Origin of the sequence: Actinomycetospora flava (assembly GCF_037400335.1) — a bacterium.
GTDB lineage: Bacteria > Actinomycetota > Actinomycetes > Mycobacteriales > Pseudonocardiaceae > Actinomycetospora > Actinomycetospora flava.
In genome coordinates, this window is sequence record NZ_JBBEGM010000019.1 from 17,508 (window position 1) to 38,168 (window position 20,661).

General features: G+C 74.4%; 22 protein-coding genes. 16 read left to right on the forward strand and 6 right to left on the reverse strand.

The annotated features are described in order from the left end of the window. Nucleotides 1-21: 21 nt before the first annotated feature. Nucleotides 22-2,364, forward strand: a complete 2,343-nt coding sequence (locus tag WCD58_RS30530) for an arylsulfatase (protein ID WP_337706903.1) — start codon at nucleotides 22-24, stop codon at nucleotides 2,362-2,364. Here WCD58_RS30530 and WCD58_RS30535 read toward each other — a convergent pair. From WCD58_RS30535 to WCD58_RS30550, 4 genes are read right to left on the reverse strand one after another with little or no spacing between them, the layout of a single operon-like run. Further along, nucleotides 2,356-3,204, reverse strand: a complete 849-nt coding sequence (locus WCD58_RS30535) for a formylglycine-generating enzyme family protein (protein WP_337706904.1) — start codon at nucleotides 3,202-3,204, stop codon at nucleotides 2,356-2,358. The two genes, WCD58_RS30530 and WCD58_RS30535, sit on opposite strands and share 9 nt — an antisense overlap. After that, the gene (locus tag WCD58_RS30540) at nucleotides 3,204-3,968 is read right to left on the reverse strand and encodes an SGNH/GDSL hydrolase family protein (RefSeq protein WP_337706905.1); all 765 of its coding nucleotides are present in this window, start codon (nucleotides 3,966-3,968) and stop codon (nucleotides 3,204-3,206) included. Before WCD58_RS30540 ends, WCD58_RS30535 begins: the two co-directional genes overlap by 1 nt. 15 nt (nucleotides 3,969-3,983) lie before the next feature. After that, nucleotides 3,984-4,811, reverse strand: a complete 828-nt coding sequence (locus WCD58_RS30545; RefSeq protein WP_337706906.1) for a sulfite exporter TauE/SafE family protein — start codon at nucleotides 4,809-4,811, stop codon at nucleotides 3,984-3,986. 16 nt (nucleotides 4,812-4,827) lie between these two features. Further along, nucleotides 4,828-5,826: a carbon-nitrogen hydrolase family protein gene (locus WCD58_RS30550; protein ID WP_337706907.1), complete on the reverse strand. Its 999-nt coding sequence runs from the start codon at nucleotides 5,824-5,826 to the stop codon at nucleotides 4,828-4,830. Between the two features lie 133 nt (nucleotides 5,827-5,959). Here WCD58_RS30550 and WCD58_RS30555 point away from each other — a divergent pair, with 133 nt between their 5' ends. The 3 genes from WCD58_RS30555 to WCD58_RS30565 all read left to right on the forward strand — a co-directional run bounded on the left by WCD58_RS30555 (nucleotide 5,960) and on the right by WCD58_RS30565 (nucleotide 8,196). After that, nucleotides 5,960-7,003 carry a methylenetetrahydrofolate reductase C-terminal domain-containing protein gene (locus WCD58_RS30555; protein WP_337706908.1) on the forward strand — a complete coding sequence of 348 codons (1,044 nt, stop codon included), beginning with the start codon at nucleotides 5,960-5,962 and terminating at the stop codon, nucleotides 7,001-7,003. Continuing rightward, a complete protein-coding gene (locus WCD58_RS30560) occupies nucleotides 7,000-7,782 on the forward strand; it encodes a class I SAM-dependent methyltransferase (protein WP_337706909.1) in 783 nt (260 codons plus the stop codon). The genes WCD58_RS30555 and WCD58_RS30560 overlap by 4 nt, the downstream gene beginning before the upstream one ends. A gap of 90 nt (nucleotides 7,783-7,872) precedes the next feature. Next, the gene (locus tag WCD58_RS30565) at nucleotides 7,873-8,196 is read left to right on the forward strand and encodes a putative quinol monooxygenase (protein ID WP_337706910.1); all 324 of its coding nucleotides are present in this window, start codon (nucleotides 7,873-7,875) and stop codon (nucleotides 8,194-8,196) included. 42 nt (nucleotides 8,197-8,238) lie between these two features. Here the strand turns inward: WCD58_RS30565 and WCD58_RS30570 are convergent, their stop codons facing one another. Both WCD58_RS30570 and WCD58_RS30575 read right to left on the reverse strand, forming a co-directional pair. Then, nucleotides 8,239-9,072 carry an SAM-dependent methyltransferase gene (locus WCD58_RS30570; protein ID WP_337706911.1) on the reverse strand — a complete coding sequence of 278 codons (834 nt, stop codon included), beginning with the start codon at nucleotides 9,070-9,072 and terminating at the stop codon, nucleotides 8,239-8,241. 402 nt (nucleotides 9,073-9,474) lie between these two features. Then, a complete protein-coding gene (locus WCD58_RS30575; RefSeq protein WP_337706912.1) occupies nucleotides 9,475-9,963 on the reverse strand; it encodes a GNAT family N-acetyltransferase in 489 nt (162 codons plus the stop codon). A gap of 72 nt (nucleotides 9,964-10,035) precedes the next feature. Here WCD58_RS30575 and WCD58_RS30580 point away from each other — a divergent pair, with 72 nt between their 5' ends. From WCD58_RS30580 to WCD58_RS30635, 12 genes are all read left to right on the forward strand, one after another. Beyond that, nucleotides 10,036-10,389, forward strand: a complete 354-nt coding sequence (locus WCD58_RS30580) for an ArsR/SmtB family transcription factor (protein WP_337706913.1) — start codon at nucleotides 10,036-10,038, stop codon at nucleotides 10,387-10,389. 20 nt (nucleotides 10,390-10,409) lie between these two features. Continuing rightward, the gene (locus WCD58_RS30585; RefSeq protein ID WP_337706914.1) at nucleotides 10,410-11,846 is read left to right on the forward strand and encodes an ABC transporter substrate-binding protein; all 1,437 of its coding nucleotides are present in this window, start codon (nucleotides 10,410-10,412) and stop codon (nucleotides 11,844-11,846) included. Between the two features lie 136 nt (nucleotides 11,847-11,982). Further along, nucleotides 11,983-13,539: an amidase gene (locus tag WCD58_RS30590; protein ID WP_337706915.1), complete on the forward strand. Its 1,557-nt coding sequence runs from the start codon at nucleotides 11,983-11,985 to the stop codon at nucleotides 13,537-13,539. A 29-nt stretch (nucleotides 13,540-13,568) separates the two neighbouring features. Then, nucleotides 13,569-14,258 (forward strand): nitrile hydratase subunit beta, encoded by a 690-nt coding sequence (gene nthB / locus WCD58_RS30595; protein ID WP_337706916.1) that lies wholly within the window; start codon nucleotides 13,569-13,571, stop codon nucleotides 14,256-14,258. Nucleotides 14,259-14,281: 23 nt separating this feature from the next. Further along, entirely contained in the window at nucleotides 14,282-14,911 is a 630-nt protein-coding gene (gene nthA, locus WCD58_RS30600) for a nitrile hydratase subunit alpha (protein WP_337707004.1), read from the forward strand. 11 nt (nucleotides 14,912-14,922) lie between these two features. Then, nucleotides 14,923-15,336 (forward strand): nitrile hydratase accessory protein, encoded by a 414-nt coding sequence (locus WCD58_RS30605; RefSeq protein ID WP_337706917.1) that lies wholly within the window; start codon nucleotides 14,923-14,925, stop codon nucleotides 15,334-15,336. Continuing rightward, complete coding sequence (locus tag WCD58_RS30610; RefSeq protein WP_337706918.1) at nucleotides 15,333-15,521, forward strand: hypothetical protein; 189 nt, start codon at nucleotides 15,333-15,335, stop codon at nucleotides 15,519-15,521. Before WCD58_RS30605 ends, WCD58_RS30610 begins: the two co-directional genes overlap by 4 nt. After that, on the forward strand, nucleotides 15,518-16,930 hold the full coding sequence (locus WCD58_RS30615; RefSeq protein WP_337706919.1) for an amidase: 1,413 nt from the start codon (nucleotides 15,518-15,520) through the stop codon (nucleotides 16,928-16,930). Before WCD58_RS30610 ends, WCD58_RS30615 begins: the two co-directional genes overlap by 4 nt. A 56-nt stretch (nucleotides 16,931-16,986) precedes the next feature. Further along, nucleotides 16,987-18,012: a hypothetical protein gene (locus WCD58_RS30620; RefSeq protein WP_337706920.1), complete on the forward strand. Its 1,026-nt coding sequence runs from the start codon at nucleotides 16,987-16,989 to the stop codon at nucleotides 18,010-18,012. 39 nt (nucleotides 18,013-18,051) lie between these two features. Further along, complete coding sequence (locus tag WCD58_RS30625) at nucleotides 18,052-18,603, forward strand: Clp protease N-terminal domain-containing protein (RefSeq protein WP_337706921.1); 552 nt, start codon at nucleotides 18,052-18,054, stop codon at nucleotides 18,601-18,603. Nucleotides 18,604-18,629: 26 nt separating this feature from the next. Beyond that, nucleotides 18,630-19,619: an alpha/beta fold hydrolase gene (locus WCD58_RS30630; protein ID WP_337706922.1), complete on the forward strand. Its 990-nt coding sequence runs from the start codon at nucleotides 18,630-18,632 to the stop codon at nucleotides 19,617-19,619. 77 nt (nucleotides 19,620-19,696) lie between these two features. Then, nucleotides 19,697-20,653 (forward strand): helix-turn-helix transcriptional regulator, encoded by a 957-nt coding sequence (locus WCD58_RS30635; protein WP_337706923.1) that lies wholly within the window; start codon nucleotides 19,697-19,699, stop codon nucleotides 20,651-20,653. The last annotated feature ends 8 nt before the right edge of the window (nucleotides 20,654-20,661 follow it).

The following is a 20,661-nucleotide window of genomic DNA, read 5'->3' on the forward strand; positions in this document are numbered from 1 at the left end:
GGCCCGACGGAAGGTGGTGGCGTGAGCATCCCGGACGGCCGCCGTGTCCTGCCCGAACCCGACGTCCGGCAGCACGTGGTGACCGCTCTAGGTGTCGACGAGCAGCAGGGCGCGTTCGAGCCGGTGCGCCCGACGGCCGCGCCCGCGGGCGCCCCCAACGTCGTCCTCGTGGTGCTCGACGACCTCGGCTTCGGCAGCTCCAGCGCCTTCGGAGGCCCGTGCCGGATGCCGACCGCCGACCGCCTCGCCGCCGACGGCCTGCGCTACACGCGCTTCCACGTCACCGCGCTGTGCTCGCCGACCCGCCAGTCGCTGATGACCGGACGCAACCACCACTCGGTCGGCATGGGCGCCACCACGGAGATGGCGACCTCCGCACCCGGCTACACCGGCTTCCGCCCGCGCAGCGCGGCGACGCTCGCGCGCACGCTGCAGGGCAACGGCTACAGCACCGCCGCCTTCGGCAAGTGGCACCAGACCCCGCCGGCCGAGATCAGCCCCGTCGGCCCGTTCGACCGCTGGCCCACCGGCGAGGGGTTCGACCACTTCTACGGCTTCATGGCCTGCGAGATGAACCACTGGTACCCGCTGCTCTACCAGGGCACGACGCCCGTGGAGCCCACCCGCCGGCCCGAGGACGGCTACCACCTCTCCGAGGACCTCGTCGACCGCGCGATCGACTGGGTGCACACCCAGCGGACCATGACTCCCGACCGCCCGTTCTTCACCTACGTCGCCTTCGGGGCCTCGCACGCCCCGCTGCACGTCGCCCCGGGCTGGCAGGAGCGCTACCGCGGCGAGTTCGACGGCGGCTGGGACGAGCTGCGCGAGCGGACCCTGAAGCAGCAGAAGGCGCTCGGGGTCGTGCCCGAGGACGCCGAGCTCTCCGGATGGCCGGACGGCGTGCCGCACTGGGACGACCTCGACGACGACCGCCGGCGCCTCGGCGCCCGGTTCATGGAGACGTTCGCGGGGTTCACCGAGCACGCCGACACCCAGCTCGCGCGGTTCGTCGCCGAGCTCGAGGCGCTCGGCGAGCTGGACAACACGCTGTTCCTCTACCTGCTCGGCGACAACGGCGCCTCGGGCGAGGGCGGGATCGAGGGCACGCACGTCGAGCACCGCCTCGGGCACGGTGTCGTCGACGACCCGGCCGACATGATCGGCCACCTCGACGAGATCGGCGGGCCGGCGAGCTACCCCATCGCCCCGGTCGGGTGGGCGCTGGCGATGAACACGCCCTACCAGTGGACCAAGCAGGTCGCGTCGCACTTCGGCGGCACCCGCGACGGGCTGGTCGTGCACTGGCCGCGCGGCATCAGCGACGGCGGCGGCCTGCGCCACCAGTTCCACCACGTCGTCGACGTGCTGCCCACGATCCTCGACTGCGCGGGCGTCGTGGCCCCGACCAGCGTCGACGGTGTCGCGCAGCAGCCCATCGAGGGCACGAGCATGCGGTACACATTCGGCGACCCGGACGCCCCCGGCCGCCGCCGCACCCAGTACTTCGAGATGTGCGGCAACCGCGGCATCTACCACGAGGGCTGGACGGCGGTGACCCGTCACGGCATCCCGTGGGAGATGGTGCCGGCGCGTCGCGGCGCGTTCCGCGAGGACGTCTGGGAGCTCTACGACACCACCGTCGACCCGAGCCAGGCCCACGACGTCGCCGCCGAGCACCCCGAGACGCTCGCCCGGCTGCGCGACCTGTTCCTCGTCGAGGCGGCGAAGTACCAGGTCCTGCCCCTCGACGACCGCGTCACCGAGCGCGAGAACCCGCAGCTCGCGGGCCGGCTCGACCTCGTCGGCGACCGCACGTCGGTCACCTACCGGGGCGCGACGCGCCGGCTCATCGAGGAGACCACCCCGAACGTCAAGAACCGCTCCCACGCCGTCATCGCGGACATCGACGCGCCGGGCGAGGGCGTCCTCGTCGCCCAGGGCGGGCGGTTCGGGGGCTGGGCGCTCTACGTCCTCGACGGCCGCGCCTGCTACGTCTACAACTACTTCGGCCTGCGCCGGCACACGATCCGCGCCGGCGAGGCGCTGGGCGCAGGACGGCACGAGGTGCGGATGGACTTCGCGTACGACGGCGGGGGTGTCGGCCGGGGCGGCGTCGCGACGTTGCGGGTCGACGGGCGCGAGGTCGGGGCGGTCCGGATCGACGCGACGATCCCGTACTACTTCTCCTTCGACGAGACCTTCGACGTCGGCGTCGACCTCGGCACCCCGGTCAGCGACGACTACGCCGCGGGCGACAACGCCTTCACCGGCAGGGTGCACACGGTGCGCATCGATCTCACGGGGGCACACCGGGAGCAGGACGACACCGGCCTCCGTCGGCGCGTCCTGGCCTCACACTGACGCCGCACACCGGAACCCGAGGTTCCCCGAGCTCGACTCCGGGGTGTTCGAGGTGCGCGCCGCGACGCGGTAGCGGTTGCAGTACGAGTCGTGGCACAGGTACGACCCGCCGCGCATGACCCGCGCGGCGCCCTCCTCGGGCCCCACCGGGTCCTGCTCCGGGGAGCGGGCGTACCAGTCGGCGGCGAAGCGGTCGGCGCACCACTCCCAGACGTTGCCGACGGTCTGCCACAGCCCGAGCCCGTTGGCCCGGTACGTCTTCACCGGCGCGGTCGTCAGGTAGCCGTCGTCGCGGGTGTTCTCGGTCGGGAACCGGCCCTGCCAGATGTTGAGGGGCCATCTCGGGCCGATCGTGTCGCCCCACGGGAACCGCGCGCCCTCGAGCCCGCCGCGGGCGGCGTACTCCCACTCCGCCTCGGTCGGCAGGCGCTTGCCGGCCCACGCGCAGTAGGCGGTCGCGTCGTCCCACGACACGTGCACGACGGGGTGGTTCGCACGGTCGCCGATCGACGAGCCCGGCCCCTCGGGGCGCCGCCAGCACGCGTCGCGCACCGCGAGCCACCAGGGGGCACCGTCGACGCTGGTCAGGACGTCGGAGCGGTCCCCGGTGAACGCCAGGTGGAACACGGCCGACGAGCCCCAGCGCTCGGCGTCGGTGACGAAGCCGGTGTCCTTGACGAACCGCGCGAACGCGGCGTTGGTGACCGTGGTGGCGTCCATCGCGAACGGCGACACCGTGACCCGGTGCAGCGGGCGCTCGCCGTCGGCGGGGTCGCCGTCGCCGTGGTGGTCGCCCATGACGAAGGAGCCGCCGGGGATCGGCACCTGGCCGCGCGCCATCAGACCGACGTCCGCTCGGGGGGCGGCACCGTCACCCAGGAGACGTGCTTGCCGTCGCGGCCGTCGCCCGACGAGTGGCCCCGCAGCCGCCGGCCCACCCACGGGACCACGTGCTCGCGGTAGTAGCGCAGCTCGTCGAGCGGGCTCCGGCGCGGCCCGTCCGCAGCACCGGCCCCGGGCGCCGGCCCCTCCCCGAGCGCCGCCAGGATCAACGAGGCCACCCGCCGGTGCCCCGTCGGGCCCAGGTGCAGCCGGTCGGCCGACCAGTAGGCGGGCCGGCGGATCTCGGCGTCGTGGAAGACGTCGACGAAGTCGGTCCCGTACCGCGTCGCGAGCTCGGCGATCCCCGCGGTGAGCTCCTCGCCGCGGCGGTGCACGACCCCGCCGAGCGGGAGCCGCGCCGACGGGTCGGCCCCCGAGATGAGCACGAGGCGCACGCCGGCGTCGGCGCAGCGCTGCACGGCGGTCTCGGTGAGCGCGACCAGGTCGGGCGCCTCGATGTGCCGGCGCAGCATGTCGTTGCCGCCGCCGTTGAGGGTCAGCAGCGTCGGCGCCGGGTCGAGCGCGAGGGCGGCGTCGAGCTGGTCGGTGACGATCGGGGCGAGCAGGCGCCCGCGCACGGCCAGGTTCGCGTACCCGACGGGCTCGCCCCGCGTCCGCGCCAGGCCCGCCGCGACGAGGTCCGCCCAGCCGCGGGTCGACCCGTCCGGCTGCTCGTCGCCCACGCCCTCGGTGAAGCTGTCGCCGATCGCCGCGTAGTGCACGGCATCGTTTCTACGTCACGCGTGCCGACCCCGCCCACGGGCCAGCGCCACGATCTCCCGCACGGCCATGAGCAGCGCGAACGTCCCGAACACCAGCCCGAGCACCTCGGTGTCCAGCGCGAGCCCGAGCAGGGCCCCGGTGATCACGCCGGGCACGGAGGCCAGCCCCAGCAGCCAGCCCCAGCGCGCGGACGCGGTGCCCTGGCGGATGTGCACCCAGGAGCCGACCACCGAGTTCGGGATGAACATCAGCAGCGAGGTCCCGGCCGCGACGTGCAGCTCGACCCCGAACAGCAGCACCATCGCCGGCACGGCGAGCAGCCCGCCGCCCAGCCCCATGGCGCCCGCCCAGGCCCCGACCACCACGCCGACCGCGATCGCCGTCGGCACGAGGAACCACGGGTTCGCCAGCAGCCCGGGCGACACCAGCGCGTGGGTGAACAGCGGCGGGCCGAAGGCGTCGACCGCGAACTTCGCCGCGGTGAGCACCAGGATCGCGATCAGCAGCACCCGCAGCACGATCTCGCTGCTGCGCGCGAGCAGCCACGGCCCGAGGAACCCGCCGAGCGTCCCTCCGATCATCATCGGGATGCCGACGCGCAGGTCGATCGCCCCGCCGCCGACGGCGTACGCGGCGACCCCGGCCACGCAGAGGCCGATCTGGGCGATCGTCGAGGTGCCGTGCACACGGGCCCGGCTCATCGCCGTGAAGCGGTCGAGCGCCGGGACGTACAGCACCCCGGCGCCCCCGCCGATCAGGCCGCCGACCACCCCGCCGACCGCGCCGATCGTCGCGATCCCGACGCTCGATCCCCGCTCCGTCGCCCGATCCGTCGCCGTCACACCCCGGGAGGTTGCCCTACTCCGCGGGGCTGAGCCGGTCGGCGTCGACGAACCCGGGCATCGTCGTCTCCCGCTCGACGACGACCGGCGTCGGCGCACGGTTGATGAGCAGGCGCAGCACGTCGGGGCGCGAGTAGTGCCCGACCGGGTCGGCGGCCGACTTCGCGATGGCGATCATCGAGAAGTCCAGATCGGCGATCACCAGGCCCTCCTCGGTCTCGGCCAGGTCCCCGCCCAGCGGGCTGCCCTCGGGGCCGAAGATGCGCGCGAAGCCGCCGCCCTGCAGCAGGAGCTGGCGTTTGAGGTCGGTGTCGCACCACAGGTCGTGCCCGGCCCGGCCCACCACCGCACACGGGGCCACGACGAACGTCTGCCCCTCGACGGCGTAGACGAGGCTCGCGGCGTTGTTGACCTCCGGGCCCAGGGCCTGCGCGGCGCCGCGGTAGACCGAGAAGCTGGGCCACGCCCCGACGTGGATCTGCTCGCCGAGCGAGTACATCGCGTACTTCGTCAGCGGCTGGAAGTGCTCCCAGCAGTTCAGCGCGCCGACCCGGCCCAGCGCGGTGTCGTGGACCTGGATGTCGCTGCCGTCGCCCTCCCCGAACACCGAGCGCTCGACGTGGGTCGGCTTGAGCTTGCGGCGCACGCCGACGACCTCGCCGGCGTCGGAGATCAGCGCCTGCGACATGTAGAGGCTGCCGCCGGCGCGCTCGCTGAACCCGAGCACGACGTGGATGCGGTGCTCGGCCGCCGCCGCGGCGATCCGGCGCATCTCCTGGCCGTCGCGGGTCATCGAGTTCTCGGCGTAGCGGGGCACGAACGCCATGCCCGCGGCCGGCGAGTCCAGCCAGATCCACCACGGGTAGCCCGGGACGAACGTCTCCGGGAAGGCGACGAGCTGCGCGCCGCGGGCGGCGGCGTCGGCGATGTAGGAGATCACCTGCTCGACGCCGGCCTCCAGCTCCAGCCACCGCGGCTCGGCCTGCACCGCCGCCGCACGCACCACCTGGGCCATGGGTCCTCCTCGGTCTCGGTGCGACGAGCGTGGCGGACGGATCCGGGGCCGGACTGACGACGCGTGCCACGTGCCTCGCAGCGCGTGCCAGGTCACCGTTTGCCGGACGCCGCGGATCGGGCATCGCGCACCGATGAACGTCGACAGCTCCACCACCGAGGGCTGCCCCAAGCGGATGGTGTTCGGCCCCTGCGGCGGGGTCCGCGACACGGGGGGCTGCGAGCTCGACGCCGCGATCCCCTGCCCGTGGGCCGACGCCCACGATCCGGCGCCGGTGCACCCGTGGCCCGGCTCGGCCGTCGGGACCCGGCGGTCGACCGCCCCCGACGGGCTGCTGGCCCGGTCCCGGGAGGCACCGGTCGTGCTCACCGACCTCAGCGTGCCCTCGTTCGATCTCGAGGCCCTGACGACGGCCGCGGAGATCGTCGCGCCGGTGTCGGACGCGGTGCTCTCGGGCGACATCCATCACCAGCCGACCTTCCCCCCGACGTTCGTGGCGGCCCAGCTGCGGGCGGTCGGCGCGCACCCCTGGATGACGCTGACCTGCCGGGACCGCAACCGCGTCGTGCTCGAGCAGGAGCTCGCCGGGCTCGCCGCGCTGGGTGTCGAGGGCGCGCTCTGCGTCACCGGCGACATCCGCGGCCCCGACGTGCGGCCCGGCGTCACGCAGGTCTTCGACCTCGACGCCACCCGCCTGACCCACCTCGCCGCGACCTCCGGGCTCGCCGCGACGGTCGCGATCACGCCGTCCGCGCCGCCCCGGGAGGCCCGGGTGCGGGTGCTCGCCGAGAAGCAGCGGGCGGGCGCCTCGCTGGCGGTGTCCAACCACGTCGCCGCGCCCGCCGAGCTCGACGACTTCCTGCGCGACGCCCGCCGGCACGGCGCCGACCTGCCGGTCCTCGGGGCGGTCGCCGTCTACACCGACGAGGCGGCGGCCGACTCGCTGCTCGCCTTCCCGGGCCTCGCGATGGACCCCGTGCGGGTCGCCGCGGTCCTGGGCTCTCCCGACCCGGTCGCGGCCGGCATCGACGCCGCCGTCGAGGAGGCCGAGGCGCTGCTCGCGGTGCCCGGCGTCGTCGGGGTCAACCTGTCCGGCCGTGCCTCCTCGGCCGGCCACGTCGAGGCCGCCGAGGTGCAGGCCGAGATCGCACGGCGCGTGCGGAAGGCGGTCCGATGAGCGAGACGACCAGCGAGACGACCCCGATGGTGGCCGAGTTCGACACGGTCGCCGCGTGGACCGAGCAGGCGGTCGCCGAGCTGGGCCAGGCGCACGCCATCCCGGCCGCCTGCCGCGGCAGCGGGTCGCCGCCCGAGCTCGCCTGGCTCGCGGAGGGCCTCGGCCTCTCCGGCGACGACCCGTTCCTCGACGCGGGCGCGGGGCTCGGCGGTCCCGCGGCCTGGCTGACCGGCTACCTCCACGACCGCTGGCGCGGCCCCGCGCTGCTCGCCGAGCCGATGACCCACGCCGCCGCGGCCGCCCGGCGGCTGTTCGACCTGCCCAGCGTCGCCGCCTGGTCCCAGGACCTCCCGCTGCCCGACGACTCGGTGGCGGCGGCGTGGTTGCTCGGGGTGCTGTGCACGACGTCCGAGAAGCGCGAGGTGCTCACCGAGCTCCACCGCGTCCTGCGCCCGGGCGGGCGGCTCGGCCTGCTGGTCCTCGTCGCCGACCGGCCCCTGTCCGAGTCGCCGGAGGGCAACGAGTTCCCGACACGCGACTCGCTGCGCGCCGACCTGGCCGCCAGCGGCTTCCGCATCGACGACGAGGTCGACGGCGCGGCGCTGCCCGGCGCGCCGGAGGACTGGGTCGCGCGCGCCGACGCGGTCGACGAGATCGTGCGCCGCGACCACGGCGACCACCCGCAGTGGCGCCAGGCCCACCACCAGGAGGAGGTCCTGGGCCGGCTCATGGACAGCGGCGACGTCGAGACGGTGCTGCTGCACGCGACCGCGCGGTGACGGCTTTCTGCACCTGACGAGCCGATCTTGACCCGGGGTCGTGGACCTCACGACGATGGCCGGGCCGCTGTCGACCTCGTGGGAGCCGAGATGATCCTCATCAACATCGTCATGCCGATCCGCCCCGAGAAGATGGACGACTGGCTGGCGCTCGCCGACTCCTACGCGAAGGACGTCAACAGCGAGGAGGGCTGCCTGTTCTTCAAGTTCTCGCGCAGCCTGACCGACGAGAACGAGTTCGTGTGCATCGAGGGCTTCCGGGACGCCGACGCGGGCGCGACCCACGTGGCCCAGCCGTACGTGAAGAACTTCTTCGACCGCGCTCCCGACCTCGTCTCGGCGCAGCCGCAGATCCTCTACATCGACACCCCGCACGACGGCTTCGGCCCGATGGGGGAGATCCAGCCGCGCTGACCCGCGCCCGGAGGCCGTCTCCGCGCGCAGCGCCTCCAGCCGTCAGGGCTTGCGCCCGACACCGCCCGCGATGCAGCGCTGGACGGCCGCGAGGGGCTTGAGCAGCGGGCCGTCCGGCCACCAGCTCGCGCAGACCACGAGCCCGGGATCGACCATCTCGAGGCCGGGGAACATCGCCTGGATCTCGTCCCGCGTCCGGAACACGCCGCTGCCCATGGGGCTGTGCACGAACACGTCCTCCATGCGGCGGGCGAGCGCGCTGTCGTCGTCCTCCGGGTCGAAGAAGTGCGCGAGCACCACGAACGAGCCCGAGGGAAGGGCCTCGACGTACTCCTTCATGATGCTCTGCGGCGTGCGCGCGGGGTCGTCGTAGTGGTGCAGCGTGCCGTTCTGGATCAGGGCGATCGGCTCGCCGAAGTCCAGGAACTTCCGGATCGCGGGGTCCTCGAGGACGCTGCGCGGGTCGAAGATGTCCGCCGGGCTGAACATCGTGAACTCGTTGTCCTCGAGCAGCGCGCGCCCGTGCGCGACCACCGACGGGTCGTTGTCCACATAGACCACGCGCGCCTCGGGGCGCAGGCGCTGCACCACCTGGTGGGTGTTCTCCGCGGTCGGGAGCCCGGACCCGAGGTCGAGGAACTGGGTGACGTCGGTCTGTGTGGCCAGGAACCGCAGCGCCCGGATGAGGAACGCCCGGTTGTCGACGGCCAGGAGCGGCACCTCGGGGGCGACCTTGCGGACCGCCTCGATGGTCTGCCGGTCGGCCTCGTAGTGGTCCTTGCCGCCCAGCGCGTAGTCGTACACGCGGGCGATGCTCGCCACGCTCGTGTCGACGTCCGCGGGGGCGCGACCGTCACCGGTCCTCGAGACGGCCATCGGTTCGATCCCTCGCATCGCGCGTCGTGGGTCACTCGCCGTCACACGATAGCGGGCAGGAAGGTCGACTCCACATGCCTTGCCCCGCGCCCCGCCGAGGACGACGCCGGTCGCCGGGGCGGGGGTGGACAGGCGATGGATGCGCTCGACCTCGCAGCAGCTCAGGCCGTTCGGGGGGTCCCCGACGTCGACCGCGAGACCTGCACCCGCCTCGCCGCGCGCTACGGCGTGCCCGTGCGCCGCTCCGGGACCTCGCTGACGGACCTGGCCGCGGCGCTCTCGACGCGGCGGGCCGGCACCGACGCCCTGCGCACGGCGGTGGGCACGACGGGGGTGCCCGCCGGGGTCCTCGACGGCGTCCTCGACGGGCAGTGGCCTCCCTGCTGGCCGTCGCGATCTGAGTCAGCTCCCGGCCCGGGCCAGCGCCGCCAGCGCCGTCAGCGGCGTCCCGGAGACGCGGTGGACGACCCATTCGTCCATCGCCTCCGCACCGAGCGACCGGTAGAAGTCGATCGTCGGGGAGTTCCAGTCGAGCACCCACCACTGCAGGCGTGAGTACCCCTGCCGCTCGCACTCGGCGGCGAGCTCGACCAGCAGGGCCTTCCCGTGGCCGCCGCCGCGCCGGTCGGCGCGCACGACAAGGTCCTCGAGGTAGATGCCGTGCACGCCGTCCCAGGTCGAGTAATTGAGGAACCAGAGCGCGCAGCCGACCACCTCGCCGTCCTGCTCGGCGACGTGCCCGAACAGGTGCGGGTGCTCGCCGAACAGCGCCGTCGCGAGCTGGTCGGGCCTGAGCCGGCACTGGTCGGCGGCCTTCTCGTAGCGCGCCAGCTCGTGCACGAGGGCGGTGACGGTCGGGACGTCGTCAGGGGCGATCCGGCGCACGCTCACGGCTCCCGAATCTACGGCGACCCGTGGTGCGCGCAGATGTCGACAACCGTCGACCGGTGCTACGGTCCGTGGGTGGACCCGAAGGAGGACCTCGCGTTCGACGCCCTCTCCGACCGGGTGCGGCGGCGCATCCTCAGCGTGCTGGGCGAGGAGGGCGAGCTCTCGGTCAACCGGCTCGCCGAGCGCGTCGGCACGGTCGGTCGCACCACCGTGTCCAGCCACCTGCGGCTCCTGCGCACGTCGGGGATCGTGCGGGAGCGTCGCGAGGGCCGGAATCGCTACTATTCGCTCGACACCGACGGCGCCGTGCGCGACGCCTTCGTGTACCTGCAATCGATCATGCGGCAGGCCGTCGACGACATCGACGACGCCCCGGCCCCCGCCGCGAACGCAGAGCCGGGGGAGCGCGGGCGCGACACCGGCTAGGAAGCGGAGCCGGATCGCCGATGCACACGACCGTGGCGGCCGAGCGGACGGTGGCGCTCGCTCCCCCCGAGGCGTTCGCGCTGTTCGGGTCGCCCCGCGGCGAGGGCTGGCTGTTCGGCGCGCGCTGCGACAGCGTCGCCCCCGGCGCGGTCGTGTCGATGCGGCTGCCGCTGGACGAGCGGGGCGGCACGCGCGGGGTCGACGTCCTCGGCCGGATCACCAGGGTCGTGCCGTCGGCGGCCGTCGAGATCGAGCACACCCAGCCCTGGCGCGGGCGGCTGAGCCTGCGGTTCACGCCCGCCGGGTCCCGCGGCACCCGGGTGCAGGTGCGGGCGAGCGTGCCCCCGGAGGGCGTGGAGTGGCTGCTGCACCGCCGCGGCGTCCCGCTGCCCGAGCCGCCGGACGACGGCGCCGTGCGCCTCGGGGCGATCACCACCGCGTCGGGGCCGGGCGCGGTCTACTCGATGTCCGCCGAGCTGATGGCGCGGCTCGCCGTCGACGAGATCAACGCCGACGGCGGCGTCGCCGGCCACCGGGTGCAGCTCCTCACCGCGGACGACGCCACCGACGCCGAGCAGGCGGGCGTCGAGGCCGAGCGGATGGCGCGGCTCGGGTGCCGGGCGGTGTTCGTCAACGCCACCTCGGCGAGCTTCGACGCCGTGCGCCGCGTGCTCGACGGGCGCGGTGTCCTGGTCGTGCACACCGTCATCAACGAGGGCGGCGGCGACTCCCCCACCGCCGTCCGCTTCGGGGAGCGCCCGCAGGCCCAGCTCGACGCGCTCGTCGCGCCCGCGATGCGCCGCGCCGACGCCCGGCGCTGGTTCCTCGTCGGGCAGAGCTACGTCTGGTCCCACGGCGCGCACGCGTCCGCGCGCCGGGCGGTGGCCGACGCCGGCGGCCACGTCGCGGGCGAGGACCTCACCCCGCTGGGCACCACCGACTTCACCGGCACCATCGAGCGCATCGCGCGGTCGGGCGCCGACCTGGTCCTCAGCTCGCTCGTCGGGGCCGACGAGGTCGCGTTCGAGCGCCAGAGCGAGGCCGCGGGGCTGCGCCGCTCGGTGCGGACGGTGTCGCTGGTGCTCGAGGAGTCCACGCTCGCCCACATCGGCCCGCGCGCGGCCGCCGGCCTGCAGACCGCCCTGGGCTACTTCGAGGACAACCCGCTCGCCGGCAACGACGGCCTGCTCGCGCGTTACCGGGACGCCTACGGCTCCTGGGCGCCGCCGGTCACGGCGCTCTCGGAGCCGATCTACGAGGCGATCCACCGCTACGCCCGCGTGCTGCACACCGACCCCGACGGCGGTCCGTCCGCGCACGCCGCCGCGCTCGCCCGCCGGATCCCCGCCCCGCGCGAGGAGACCATCGGCTCCCGCGACCTCGTCGCCCCGCGCCTCTACGTCGCCGAGGTCGGCCCGGGCGGGCTGGAGATCGTCGACGCCGTCGCCGGCCGCTGACCCGCGGTCCCGGCGGATCCATGAACGGTCCGTCACGCGATCGAAACATGTGGATGCGTCGCTGAGTGTTGACGTGTTTTCCCGGGACTTCCTACGGTCTCTGCGTCCGGGCCCGGTCCGTCACCCAGGAGCGTCCATGCCTCTGCCCGTCCCCGATCACGACGCCCTCGCGGGCGTGGCCGCCGGCTACCGCCTCGGCCTGTCGCCGGAGAAGATCGACGAGTTCCTCCCGGCCGTGACCGGTCTGCTGGGGTCGTGGGACGCCGTCGCGGAGCTCTACGCCGCCGACGCCCCCGTGGCGCCGGAGCGGGCCTGGTCGCGTCCCGATCCGGCCGACAACCCGTACAACGCCTGGTACGCGCAGACGTCGATCACCGGGGCCGAGGGCGGCCCGCTCGCCGGGCGCACCGTCGCGATCAAGGACAACACCGCCGTCGCCGGGGTCCCGATGACCAACGGCTCCGCGACGGTCGAGGGCTACGTCCCGGCCACCGACGCCACCGTGGTCGCCCGGCTGCTCGCCGCCGGCGCCACGGTCGCCGGCAAGGCGGTGTGCGAGGACCTCTGCTTCGCGGGCGCCTCGATCACCGCCGCGAGCGGCGACGTCGAGAACCCCTGGGACACCACCCGCAGCGCCGGCGGCTCGTCGAGCGGCAGCGGCGCGCTCGTCGCGGGCGGCGTCGTCGACATGGCGACCGGCGGCGACCAGGGCGGCTCGATCCGCATCCCGGCCGCCAACTGCGGGCTGGTCGGGCACAAGCCGACCTGGGGCCTCGTGCCCTACACCGGCGCGTTCCCCATCGAGTACACCGTCGACCACGTCGGCCCGATGACCCGCACCGTGCACGACGCGGCGCTCATGCTCTCGGTGATCGCCGGGCCCGACGGCCACGACCCGCGCCAGCCCCGCGACCTCGTGCCCCAGGACTACCTCGCCGCGCTGGCCGCCGGCGCCGAGGGCCTCCGGGTCGGCGTCCTGCGCGAGGGCTTCGGGCTGCCCGAGTCCGAGGCGGCCGTCGACGACACCGTGCGCGCCGCGGTGGACACCCTCGCCGGCGCGGGCCTCGCGGTGTCGGAGGTGTCGGTGCCGTGGCACCTCCACGGGCCGAAGATCTGGGATGTCATCGCCACCGAGGGCGCCGCGTCCCAGATGATCGACACCTACGGGTACGGCCTGAACTGGAAGGGCCTCTACGACCCGGAGGTCATGGACCACTACGGCGCCCGGTGGACCGAGGACGGCAGCCGCTTCGCCGACACCGTCAAGCTGGTGCTGCTCGCCGGGAAGTACGGCCTCGACACCACACACGGCCGGCACTACGCGATGGCGCAGAACCTCGCGCCGAAGCTCGCCGCCGCCTACGACGCCGCGCTCGCCGACGTCGACGTGCTGGTGCTGCCGACCCTGCCGATGCGCGCGACCGTGCGGCCCGACCGGTCCTCCGCCTCGACGACCGAGGTGCTCGGCCGCGCGCTCGAGATGCTCGCCAACACCGCCCCGTTCGACGTCACCGGCCACCCCGCGTGCTCGGTGCCCGCGGGCCTCGCCGACGGCCTGCCCGTCGGGATGATGATCGTCGGCCGGCCGTTCGACGACGCCACCGTGCTGCGCGTCGCGCACGTCCTCGAGCAGGCCGTCGGCGGCTTCCCCTCCCCCGCCGCCTCGTCGACCCCGGCCTCCGTCCCCGCCTGAGCCCGCCCGACCCAACCGGAAGGATCCCCATGGACGGCATCCACGACCTCGGCGGCAAGCAGGGCCACGGCCCCGTGACCCATCCCGACGAGGAGCCGGTGTTCGGCTCCGCGTGGGAGAAGTCGGTGCTGACGATGTTCCCGGCGATGGCGATGGCCGGCGCGTTCAACCTCGACAGCTTCCGCTCCGGGATGGAGCAGATCCCGGCCGCCGAGTACCTGACCTCGCGCTACTACGAGCACTGGATGCACTCGATGGTGCTCCACGGCACCGCCGCCGGGATCTTCGATCTCGACGACCTCGAGCAGCGCACGCAGCACTACCTCGCCCACCCCGAGGAGGAGGCGCCGAAGGCGTCGAAGCCCGAGCTGGTCGACGCGCTCAAGGGGCTCATCGCGGGCGGGGACGACTACCGCCGCGAGGTCGAGGCCGCGCCGGCGTTCGCGGTCGGCGACACCGTGCGCGTGCGCCCCGACGCGTCGACCACCCACACCCGGCGGGCCTCCTACGTCCGCGGGCACGTCGGCGTGATCACCCACGCCCACGGCGCCTACGTCTACCCCGACACCCACGCCACCGGTGCGGGCGAGAACCCCGAGCACCTCTACACGGTCCGGTTCACCGCCGAGGAGCTGTGGGGCTCGGAGGCCGGGAGCGCCAACACGGTCGTCCACATCGACCTGTGGGAGCCGTACCTGACCACCCCCGACCAGAGCTGAAGGGACCGCACACCGCCATGACGATGTCTGCCGAGCACAAGATCCACCCCGTCGAGGGCCTCACGATGCACAGCGACGCGGAGCTCGCGGCGCGCGCGAAGGCCATGGAGGCGATCCTCGTCGAGAAGGGCCTCATCGGCTCCGACGCGATCGACTACATGTCGTCGGTCTACGAGAACGAGGTCGGCCCGCAGATCGGGGCGTCGATCGTCGCCAGGGCGTGGACCGACCCGGAGTTCCGGGCGCGCCTGCTCGCCGACGCCACCGAGGCCTGCAAGGAGCTCGGCTTCGGGGGCATGCAGGGCGAGGAGATGACCGTCCTCGAGAACACCCCGGAGGTCCACCACCTGGTCGTCTGCACCCTCTGCTCCTGCTACCCGTGGCCGGTCCTCGGGCTGCCGCCGAACTGGTACAAGTACCCGGCCTACCGCTCCCGCGCCGTCCGCGACCCCCGCGGCGTCATGAAGGAGTTCGGGCTCGACCTCCCCGACAGCGTCGAGATCCGCGTGTGGGACTCCAGCGCCGAGCTGCGCTACTGGGTGCTCCCGATGCGCCCCGAGGGCACCGACGGCTGGAGCGAGGAGCAGCTCGCCGAGCTGGTCACCCGCGACGCGCTGATCGGCGTCGGCGACGTGAAGACGCCGGGGGCGTGACCGTGCGGACGATGAACGAGCGCCCCGCGCCGGAGACCAAGCCCCGCGTCGACTCGCTGGTCGACGTGCTGCCGTTCAACGACCGGATTCCCCGCCACGACGGTGAGATGGCGTTCGACAAGGCCTGGGAGATCCGCGCGTTCGCGATGACCGTCGCGCTCCACGAGCAGCTCGGGTTCCCGTGGGAGGAGTTCCAGGCCGAGCTCGTCGCCGCCATCCGGCGCTGGGAGGCCGCGCAGGCGGACCTGTCGGGGTGGAGCTACTACGAGCGCTGGCTGGCCGCCCTCGGCGAGCTCGCGCAGAGCAAGGGATGGCTGACCGGCGACGAGCTCGCCTCCCGGACGCAGGAGATCCTCGACCAGCCCCCGACGACCGACCACCACCACGCCGTGCTGGAGCCGGTGGCCGTGGTGCCGGGCGCATGAACGCCGACGCCGTCACCGCGGCCGCGGTCCTCGCCGGGCTCCCCCTCGGCGAGGACCGCGCCGCGGCGGTCGCCGACCTGCTCGGCGCGTGGGTGCCCGCCGCGAACGCGCTGAGCGCGCGGATGCAGGCCGAGGAGGTGCGGGACCTGGCGCCCGCGACGGTCTTCGGGCCGGTGGTCCCGTGAGCGAGCTGCTCGACCGCACCCTGACCGACTCGGCCGACCTCGTCGCCGCCCGGGAGCTCTCGCCGGTGGCCCTCATGGAGGCGACGCTCGAGCGGATCGCGGCGATCGAGGGGACGCACGCGTACATCTCGGTGGCCGGGGAGCAGGCCCTCGAGGTCGCCCGCGCCAGCAAGACGATGATCGACGCGGGCCACCGGATCGGCCCCCTGCACGGGCTGCCGATCGCGCTCAAGGACAACATCGACGTCGCGGGCGAGGTCACCACGGCGGGCAGCAGGGTGCTCGCCGACCACCGGCCCGCCGCCGACGCCACCGTGGTCCGCCGCCTCCGCGCGGCGGGCGCGATCGTCGTCGGCAAGACGAACATGCACGAGTTCGCCTGGGGCGGGACCTCGGCGAACCCGCACTACGGGTTCGTCACCAACCCCTGGGACACCTCGCGCATGCCGGGCGGCTCGAGCGGCGGCTCCGGGGTCGCCGTCGCCACCCGCGCCTGCGCCGCCGCGCTCGGCACCGACACCGGCGGCTCGGTGCGGCTGCCCTCGGCGCTCAACGGCGTCACGGGGCTGCGGCCGACGATCGGGCGGGTGAGCAACGCCGGCGTGGTGCCGCTGGCCTGGAGCATGGACACCGTCGGCCCGATGGCCCGGACGGCGGCGGACTGCGCGCTGCTGTTCTCGGTGCTCGCGGGCCCCGACCCCGACGACGCCGGCTCGGTCGAGCACCCCGTCGCCGACTACGTGGGCGCGCTCGCCCGCGGCGTCGACGGGATACGGCTCGGGGTCATCGAGGGCTACTCGCTGCACCACCTGCAGCCGGCCGTGGACAAGGCGGTGCGCGAGGCGCTCGGGGTGTTCGCCTCGGTCGGCGCGCGCGCCGTGGACGTCGCCGTCGACGACATCGAGGGCAACATCTCCGCCCAGCTCACCGTCGAGGCGGCGGAGCCGAGCACCTACCACCAGCGCTGGCTGCGGGAGCGTCCCGACGACTACGGCGAGGACGTGCGCCTGCTGCTCGAGGCGGGCGAGCTGCTGCTCGCGACGCAGTACCTGCAGGCCCAGCGCTACCGGGCGCTGCTGCGGCGGCAGACGCTGGCGGCGCTCGCGCACGCCGAGGTGCTGGTATGCCCGACGCTGCCGTTCACGGCCACCCCGCTCGGCGAGGTCACCGTGGAGATCGATCCGGGCGCCCCGGAGGACATGCTCTCGGCGATCATGCAGTTCACGGGGCTGCCGTCGCTGACCGGGCTCCCGGCGATCAGCGTGCCGTGCGGTTTCGACCCCGACGGTCTCCCGATCGGCCTGCAGCTGATCGGGCGGCCGTTCGAGGAGGCGACGCTGCTGCGCGCCGCGGCCGCCTTCCAGGGGGCCACCGCGTTCCACGAGCAGGTCCCGCCGCTGGTCGGCTGATTCCCTCCGCGGCGTCGGGACGGTAAGCAGGACCGACGCCGCGGAGGGGGGCCACTGTGTGGACTGTCCGGACGCGACAGCGCGTCCTCGGCGTCGCCCTGCTCGCCGGCCTGGTGGTGGAGGCCACTCACCAGATCCGGGCGGTCGGGCCCCACACCTCCGACCTGCCGCTCGTCGACGACTGGCTGCACTCGGCGCTCATCCTGGCCTCGGCCGGGGTCTGCCTGTGGGGCGCCCGCCTGAGACCCCCGGGGCCGGCGCGGCGGGCGTGGTACTGCTTCACCACGGCGCTGGTGGTCTTCGGTGTCGCCGAGATCATCTGGAGCGTGCTCTACTCGGGCGGCGGCGACGTCCCCACCCCGAACCCCACCGACCCGCTCTACCTGGCGACCTATCCGATGTTCATGGCCGGCCTGGTGTTCATGGTGCGGGCCCGGGTGATCGACGTCCCGTGGCACCGCTGGCTCGACGGCTTCGTCCTGGTGCTCATCGTCGCGACGCCGGGTGTCCTGCTGGTGATCGTCCCGGTGGCCGCGGCGGCGCCGATCGACCCCCTCGGCCAGTTCATCACCGTGGCCTACCCGCTCGGCGACGTGCTGCTGTTCGGCGGGCTGCTCGGCACCCTGCCGCTGATCTCCTGGCGGCTGGTGGGCAGCTGGCCCTGGGTCGGTCTCGGGCTGCTGTGCCTGACCGTCGCCGACTCCGCGTACGCCCTGACCGCCGCGGACGTCGTGGCCCACGACGGTCCCTACGACTTCCTCTGGAGCGCGGGCGCGCTCGCGTTCGCCGTCGGCGCCATGCACCCCCCCGCGGGGGCGCGGCCCTCGCGGGAGATCACCGGGTTCCCCGCGATCGTGCTGCCCCTGGGCGCCCAGCTCGTCGCGCTCGCGACCCAGATCTACGGGTGGTACCGCCCGCTGCCGCCCGTGGAGCGCCTGCTGACCATCGCGGTGCTCGCGGTCGGCATCGCGCAGATCATCGTGTCCCGCCCGCGTCCCACCCGGACCGAGGTCACGGTGACCGAGACCGAGTCGGTGAGCGAGACCGAGTCGGTGGCCGGAGGCGGCGTGCGGCCGCCGTGACCCGTATCCCCGGTGGCGCGTGACTGGCAGGCTGGTCACGTGCTGTCGGGAGCCGGTGACGCAGCGCCCCCCGCGGGCGATGACCCGGGCGACCCCGAGCTCGTCGCGTGGGCCCGCGGGCTCGGCGCCCTGCAGGAGGCCGAACGGCTCGGGTCGTCGCGCGTCGGCACCGAGCACCTGCTGCTGGCCTGCCTGCTCGACCCCGTCGCGCGGCGGTTCGCCCACGACGCCGGACTCGACTTCACCTCCGTGCAGCGCCACCTCGGCCGTCCGGTGCACGCCGGCATCGGCGCGCGGCCGGGCCTCCTGCCCGGCCCCGACCAGATGCGGCTCAGCGACGGCGCGGGCCGCTTCCTCACCGCGTTGCGGGACGCCGCGGACGGCGACGCCCGGGTCGGTGACTGGGTGCGACCCGACCGCAGCACCGACCCCCGCGCCCGCAGCCTCCTGCGGCGCCGCCTGCTCACCCTGCTGCTCGAGGACGTGACCCCCGGCGCCGCCCGGTCGCTGCTCGACGGTCTGGACGTCGCGCCCGACGTCGGGTCGCTCGTCGCACGGCTCGCCGAGCCGGACGCACCGCTGGCGCACTGAGCCGTCTCCGGGGCCACGATGATCCGGTGCGGCGGGGTCTCGGACGGTGGGCGCGGCGGGTCGGGCTGACCCTCCTCGTGCTGGTCGCGCTGGTGTTCGTCGTCTCGGGCGCCTACCTGGGCTGGGACCGGCTCGACCCGGTGCGCCTCGCCGTCGTCCCGCCCGGGTCCACCGTCGACGCCGCCGGCGTGCGCACCCACGTGGAGCACTGGCCCGCGGCGCACCCGTCCGGTCGCGCGCCGCTCGTGCTGGTGCACGGCTTCGCCGAGTCGACGTACGTCTGGTCCCGCGTGGCGCCGCTGCTCGCCGCCGACCGCGACGTCTACGCCTACGACGTGCGCGACTCCGGGTTCACCGACCGCGTGCCGCCCTACGACCTCGCGGCCGACACCGACCAGCTCGCCGGGGTCGTCGCCGCGCTCGGGCTCGACAGGCCGGTGGTCGTCGGGCACTCCTCCGGCGTGGCGATCGCCCTGTCGCTCGCCCTGCGCGCGCCCGCCTCGATCCGCGGCGTGGTGGCGGCCAACGGCGACGGCACCCCGTACTTCGGCGGGGACGCCCGGGACGGCGCCGGCAGCGGCGGCGGGGCCCGGTGGCTGCTCGTCGACCCGGTCGCGCCCGCGGTGGTCACCGCCGTCGTGCGGCACCGGGCCCCGATCCGCTCGATCGTCGCCGCGCAGTGCGGTCCGGGGTGCCCGGTCGACGACGCCGCGATCGACCGCTGGCGGGCGCCCTTCCTCGAGCCGGGGGCGGTGGACGCGCTGGTCACCGTCCTGCGCAGCCCTCTCATCGGCCTCACCGACGCGCAGGAGCGTGCGGTCACGGTGCCCACCGCGATCGTGTACTGCAGCGAGGACGGGAGCTTCGGGCGCGCCGAGGCCCTGGCCATGGCGGAGCGCCTGCACACCGAGCGTGTCGTCGAGCTCCCCGGCGCGCGCCACCTCGCCCTCCTCGGCGACCCCGAACGCTTCGCCGCCACGCTCCGTCCCGAGATCGACGCACTCGGTGGACGCTGAACGAAGGACACGCGTGCGCTGCCCGGGTGACGGGCACCCGAGGAGTTTGCTGCCTCGGAAGGGGAAGAGTTCCGGCGATGACCGTCTCCCACGGAGCCGTGCAGCGCCACCGGGTGACCACCACCGACCCGGAGGAGGCCGTCGAGTACCAGCAGGCGTACGCCCGCTTCCGCGCCGGACCGGTGCGACGTGAGGGCTTCGAGTTCGTCCTGGAGACGGCGTCGATCGGGTCGATGAGCGTCGGTCACATGCGGCACGCCGCCCGGATGGAGGCCCAGGCCGAGCCGACCGCCGCACTCGTCGCGGTCGAGGTCCTCGCCGGTCGGGTCCACGTCCGTGACGACCGCGGGAACGAGGCCGCGACCGACGTCGTGCTCGCGCCGCACTGGGCGCGGCACGCGGCCCGCTGGGCCGGCTACCTGCGGCTGACGACCCTCGACCCCGCGGAGGTGGCGCGGGTCGGCGCCGAGCGGAGCGGTCTCGCCCCCCCGGACGTCCGCTTCGACACCATGACCCCGCTCTCGGCGGGCCACGGGCGCTACTGGACGCGGCTCGTCGACCACGTCGACCGCGACCTCCTCGCGTACGACGACCTCATGGCACTCCCTCTGCTGCGCCAGGAGGCCGCGCACCGGTTGATCGCGGGCGCGCTCGTCGTGTTCCCCAACAGCACCCTCGGCGCGCGGCCCGGCGGGCAGGACTCCGGCGAGCCCGCCACCGTGCGGCGGGCGATGGCGTACATCGACGCCCACGCCGACGAGGACATCACCGTCACCGAGGTCGCCGACGCCGCCCGCATGGGCCCGCGCGGCCTGCAGGCGGCCTTCCGCCGCCACCGCGGCGAGACGCCCCTGGCGTACCTGCGCCAGGTGCGCATGGAGCGCGCCCACCACCACCTGCTGGCCGCCGACCCCGCCGACGGCGTCACCGTCGGCGACGTCGCCGCCCGCTGGGGCTTCTCGAACGCGGGCCGGTTCTCCGCCGCCTACCGGCAGGCCTACGGGTGCTCGCCGCGGGAGACGCTGAACCGGTAGGGGCCCGG